At 74.8% G+C, this 5,317-nt stretch carries 3 protein-coding genes; all 3 read left to right on the top strand.

Annotation, left to right across the window (positions count from 1 at the left end):
* A partial coding sequence (locus ACZJYS_RS22345) for a hypothetical protein (protein WP_493180373.1) occupies positions 1 to 545 on the top strand: 545 nt, incomplete at its 5' end.
* Between the two features lie 96 nt (positions 546 to 641).
* Positions 642 to 4,061 carry a transglutaminase family protein gene (locus ACZJYS_RS22340; protein WP_493180372.1) on the top strand — a complete coding sequence of 1,140 codons (3,420 nt, stop codon included), beginning with the start codon at positions 642 to 644 and terminating at the stop codon, positions 4,059 to 4,061.
* A gap of 13 nt (positions 4,062 to 4,074) precedes the next feature.
* On the top strand, positions 4,075 to 5,317 hold a 1,243-nt coding region (locus ACZJYS_RS22335; protein ID WP_493180371.1), incomplete at its 3' end, for a circularly permuted type 2 ATP-grasp protein.

The following is a 5,317-nucleotide window of genomic DNA, read 5'->3' as shown; positions in this document are numbered from 1 at the left end:
TGCTTGTCCTTCCCCTGCTGGCCCTTCCCCTGCTGGCCGCCTGCGCCGGCGGCGAGGATGCCGACCGCCGCATCGGCGGCTACGCCGTCGGCTTCGGCGACCGCATCCACGCCGCGGCACTGCGCGCGCCCTGGGAATTCGGCGACCTGTCGCGCTGGCGGGGGCAGCCCGGCCGCGCCGCCCTGGCGGTGGCCGATCTCGAGATCCTGACCGACGGGCTGGCGCGCGACCCCTACTGGTCGCCCGAGACGCCGCCGGACGTGGCCGCGCTGCTCGGCCAGGCGCGCGCGGCGGTGCGGGCGCGGCTCGGCATCGGCGGTGGCGCCTCCCCCGCGGTGGTGGTGGCGGCGCTGACGCAGGCGGCGGAGATGCTGGAGAGCGGCCGCGCTCCCCTGGCCGCGCCGGCGCTGGAGCGGCCGGGCTTCGGCCTGCCGGGACTCGGGACGCTGGAGCGCCTGTCCACCCTGCCCGCCCTGCGCGAGACCGAAGCGGCCGCCAACGCCGCCGCGGCCGAGATCGGCCGGCGCGCCGGCGGCGACGGCTGAGCCGCCCCCCAACCGGTTTAATTCCGACTGGTTTATTTCCTCCGGCCCGGAGGCGCGGTCTATGCTGCGCCGCAGGAACGATCGCCGGGATCCTGCATGTCGATTCACGTCGCGCTGACGCACCGCACCCGCTACGCCTATGATCGCCCCGTCAGCCTGGGGCCACAGACGATCCGGCTGCGGCCGGCGCCGCATGCCCGGACCCCGATCCTCTCCTACGCGCTGAAGATCGAGCCCAGTCCGCACTTCCTGAACTGGCAGCAGGACCCGCAGGGCAATTTCCTCGCCCGCGTCGTCTTTCCCGAGCCGGTGCGGCATTTCGAGGTGACGGTGGACCTGGTGGCCGACATGGCCACCATCAACCCGTTCGACTTCTTCCTGGAGCCGGAGGCGGAGCAATGGCCCTTCGCCTACGACCCGGTGCTGGAGCAGGAGCTGGCCCCCTTCCGCCGCGCCGAGGCACCCGGCCCGATGCTGCAGGGGCTGCTGGCCGAGGTGCCGCGCGAGCGGCAGAGCACCGTCGGCATGCTGATGCGGCTGAACGGGCTGGTCAACCAGCGCGTCTCCTACATCGTGCGCCTGGAGCCGGGCGTCTGGGCGCCGGAGCGGACGCTGGCCGAGGGCCGCGGCTCCTGCCGCGACAGCGCCTGGCTGCTGGTGCAGCTGCTGCGCAACCTGGGCTACGCGGCGCGCTTCGTCTCCGGCTACCTGATCCAGCTGGTGGCCGACCAGAAGCCGCTGGAAGGCCCCGAGGGCCCGACCGAGGATTTCACCGACCTGCACGCCTGGGCCGAGGTCTATTTGCCCGGCGCCGGCTGGGTGGGGCTGGATGCCACCTCCGGCCTGCTGGCCGGCGAGGGCCACATCCCGCTGGCGGCGACGCCGGAGCCGCAATCCGCCGCCCCCATCTCCGGCCTGATGAGCAAGGCCGAGGTGAGCTTCGACTTCGGCATGGGCGTGCGCCGCATCCGCGAGACGCCGCGCGTCACCAGCCCCTACGCGGAAGCGGCCTGGGCCGCCATCCAGGCGGCGGGCGAGACGGTGGACGCGCAGCTCGCCGGGGGTGGCGTGCGGCTGACCATGGGTGGCGAGCCCACCTTCGTCTGCGCCACCGACCAGGAGGCGCCGGAATGGAACACCGCCGCCCTCGGCCCCAGCAAGCGCCGCTACGCCAACCGGCTGCTCAACCGGCTGCTGCCGCTCTGGGCGCCGGGCGCCGCCGTGCAGCACGCCATGGGCAAGCACTACCCGGGCGAGCAGCTGCCGCGCTGGGCGCTGAACGCCTACTGGCGGGCCGATGGCGAGCCGGTCTGGCAGGACCCCGCCCGCCTCGCTGGCGACGACGACAGGGATGACGCCACGGCGCAGGACGCGCGGGCCTTCGCGCGCGCCCTGGCCGCCCGTCTCGGCCTGGCCGAGAGCTATGTGCAGCCGGCCCATGAGGACATCCACCACTATCTGTGGCGGGAGAAGCGCCTGCCGGCCAACGTCGTCGCCGAGGATTCGAAGCTGCGCGACCCGCTGGAGCGGGCGCGGCTGGCCAAGGTGTTCGGCCAGGGGCTTTCGGCCGAGGTCGGCTCCGTGCTGCCGCTGCGCCGCCGCGCCGACGGCTCCGGGGAGAACGGGGGCTGGGAGAGCGGGCTGTGGCTGTTCCGGCACGACGACCCGATCTTCCTGCTGCCCGGCGACTCGCCGATCGGCTTCCGCCTGCCGCTGGAAAGCCTGCCCTGGGCCGACCCCGCCAGCATCCCCGCGGAGTTCGAGCGCGACCCCTTCGCGCCGCCCGGCCCCTTCCCTTCCGCCCAGGCGCTGCACGACCAGCGCTCCCTGCCCGGCGCGCCGGCGCCGCGCGAGGGCGCGCCCGGCTTCCCGCTGCGCCACCAGCCCCTCCCCGGCCAGGGCCTGCCCTCCGCTGGCACGGCGGGTGGCCCGCTGCCCGGCGCCGCCGCGCTGCGGCAGGCACCGCCGCCGCGCCGGGAAGCACCCGTGGTCGGGCGGGAGGAGCCGGGGCTGGTGCGCACCGCCCTCACCGTCGAGGCGCGGGAGGGCAAGATCCATGTCTTCTACCCGCCGCTGCACATGGCGGAGGACTGGCTGGCGCTGACCGCCGCCATCGAGGACACCGCCGCCGCGCAGGGGCGCAAGGTGGTGCTGGAAGGCTACGGCCCGCCTTCCGACCCGCGCCTGCTGAGCTTCTCCATCACCCCCGACCCGGGCGTGATCGAGGTGAACATCCACCCCGCCCATTCCTGGGCCGAGCATGTGGCGCGCACCGAACAGCTCTACGCCCTGGCGCGCGAGGAAGGGCTGGCGGCCGAGAAGTTCATGCTGGACGGCCGGCATGTCGGCACGGGGGGTGGCAACCACGTGGTGATGGGCGGCGCCTCGGTGGAGGAGAGCCCCTTCCTGCGCCGGCCAGACCTGCTGAAGTCGCTGCTCGGCTTCTGGCACAACCACCCGAGCCTTTCCTTCCTGTTCTCCGGCCTGTTCATCGGGCCCACCAGCCAGCACCCGCGCATCGACGAGGCGCGGCAGGATTCGCTGAACGAGCTGGAGATCGCCTTCCAGCAGGTGAAGCCCTTCCAGCCCGCGCCGCCCTGGCTGACCGACCGGCTGTTCCGCAACATCCTGGCGGACATGACGGGCAACACCCACCGCACCGAATTCTGCATCGACAAGCTCTACTCGCCCGACCATGCCGGCGGCCGGCGCGGCCTGGTGGAGTTCCGCGCCTTCGAGATGCCGCCCAACCCGCGCATGTCGGCGGCGCAGATGCTGCTGATGCGCGCCGCCGTGGCCGCCTTCTGGCGCACGCCCTATGAGCGGCGCCTGGTGCGCTGGGGCAGCCGGCTGCACGACGACTTCATGCTGCCCCATTACGCGGCGCAGGATTTCGCCGATGCCATCGAGGAGCTGAGGAGCCTCGGCGCGCCGCTGGAGACGGCGTGGTTCGACCCGCATTTCGCCTTCCGCTTCCCGCTGGTGGGCGAGGTCTCGCTGCACGGGGTGGGCCTCGAGCTGCGCCACGCGCTGGAGCCCTGGCACGTGCTGGGCGAGGAGAATTTCGGCGGCGGCACCGCCCGCTTCGTGGACAGCAGCACCGAGCGGCTGCAGCTGCGCGCCAGCGGCTTCGCGCCCGAGCGCTTCACCCTGGCGGTGAACGGCCACGCCCTGCCGATGGCCTCCACCGGCCGCGCCGGCGAGTTCGTGGCCGGCGTGCGCTTCAAGGCGTGGTCGCCGCCTTCCGCCCTGCACCCGACCATCCGCGCCCAGGCGCCGCTCACCTTCGACCTGTGGGACAGCTGGACCGGCCGCTCCCTCGGCGGCTTCACCCACCACGTGGTGCATCCGGGCGGGCGTAACTACGAGCGCTTCCCGGTCAACGCCAACGAGGCGGAGGCGCGCCGCCGGGCCCGCTTCTTCCCCTTCGGCCACAGCGTGGGCGCGGGCACGCCGCCGGCGCCGGTGGACTCGCCGGAGCTGCGCCGCACGCTCGACCTGCGCCGCCTCGCATGATACCGGGGGCGGGGTGAACCTTCCCGCCCCGCCTCCCGCCGTGCCCCCCGCTGTGCCCGATGAGATGGTCGATGGCCGCGGCCAGGTGCGGCCCCATTGGCGGCGCCTGCTGGCCGCCTTCTCCGACCTGCCGCAGGACTATGCCGGGAACGGCATCGGCGAGGCGGCACGCCGGCTGGACCGCGCCTTTGAGGATGAGGGCATCACCTCCCTGCTGCCCGGCGCCGCCCAGGCCAGCCGCGCCTGGCGCTGCGACCCGGTGCCGCTGCCGCTGCCGGCGCGCGAGTTCGCCGCGCTGTCCGAGGGGCTGTCGCAGCGGGCGCGCCTGCTGGAGCGGCTGCTGGCCGATTTCTACGGCCCGCAGACCCTGCTGGCCGAGGGGCTGGTGCCACCGGCCCTGGTCTTCGCCAACCCCGCCTTCCTGCGCCCCTGCCGCGCCGAGGGGCGCGCCCCCGCCGGCCCGCTGCTGACCACCTACGCCGCCGACCTGCTGCGCGGCCCGGACGGCGCCTGGCGCGTGCTGGCCGACCGCACCAGCCGTGCCGCCGGCATCGGCCACGCGCAGGAGAACCGGCGGATGCTGGCCCGCGTGGTGCCCAACCTGTTCCGCGGCCAGCAGGTGCGCCCGCTGCGCCCCTTCTTCGACCGCTGGCAGGATTCGCTCCAGCGCCTCTCGCCGCGCGGCCCGGACAACGCCGCCATCGCCCTGCTGACCCCGGGGGTGCACCACCCGCTCTGGTTCGAGCATGTGCTGCTGGCCGGCGAGTTGTCCTGCGCCCTGGTCGAGCCGGGCGACCTGACGGCGCGCGGCGGCGCCCTGTTCCTCAAGACGCTGAAGGGGCCGCAGCCGGTCGATGTGCTGCTGCGGCGGATGGACGGGCGGCACCTCGACCCGCTGGAGTTCGGCGGCCATGGCGGCGTGCCAGGGCTGATGGACGCGGCGCGCAACGGCACGCTGCGCATCGTCAACGCCCCCGGCTGCGGCATGGTGGAGGCGCCGGCGCTGGCGGCGCTGCTGCCCGCGCTCTGCCGCCGCCTGCTGGGCGAGGCGCTGCTGCTGCCCTCGGCGGAGACGCACTGGCTGGCCGGGCCGGAGGCGCTGGCGACGGTGCTGCGCGACCCCGGCCAGTGGCTGCTGCGCCCCGCCTTCGACGGCGGCGCCCCCGCCCGTCACCCGGCGCGGATGCCGGAGGCGGCGCGCGAGGCGCTGCTGCGCCGCGTGGCCGAGCGCCCGCAGGACTGGGCGGCGACGCGCG

The sequence above is a fragment of the Roseomonas sp. TS2 genome, from assembly GCF_058833935.1.
Note: the sequence above shows the minus strand (reverse complement) of the source record. Positions and strands in the feature narration are given on the sequence as shown.

Excerpts from the sequence above, each read along its gene's own strand:
- ACZJYS_RS22340 (WP_493180372.1), top strand. The coding sequence starts at position 642 with ATGTCGATTCACGTCGCGCTGACGCACCGCACCCGCTACGCCTATGAT.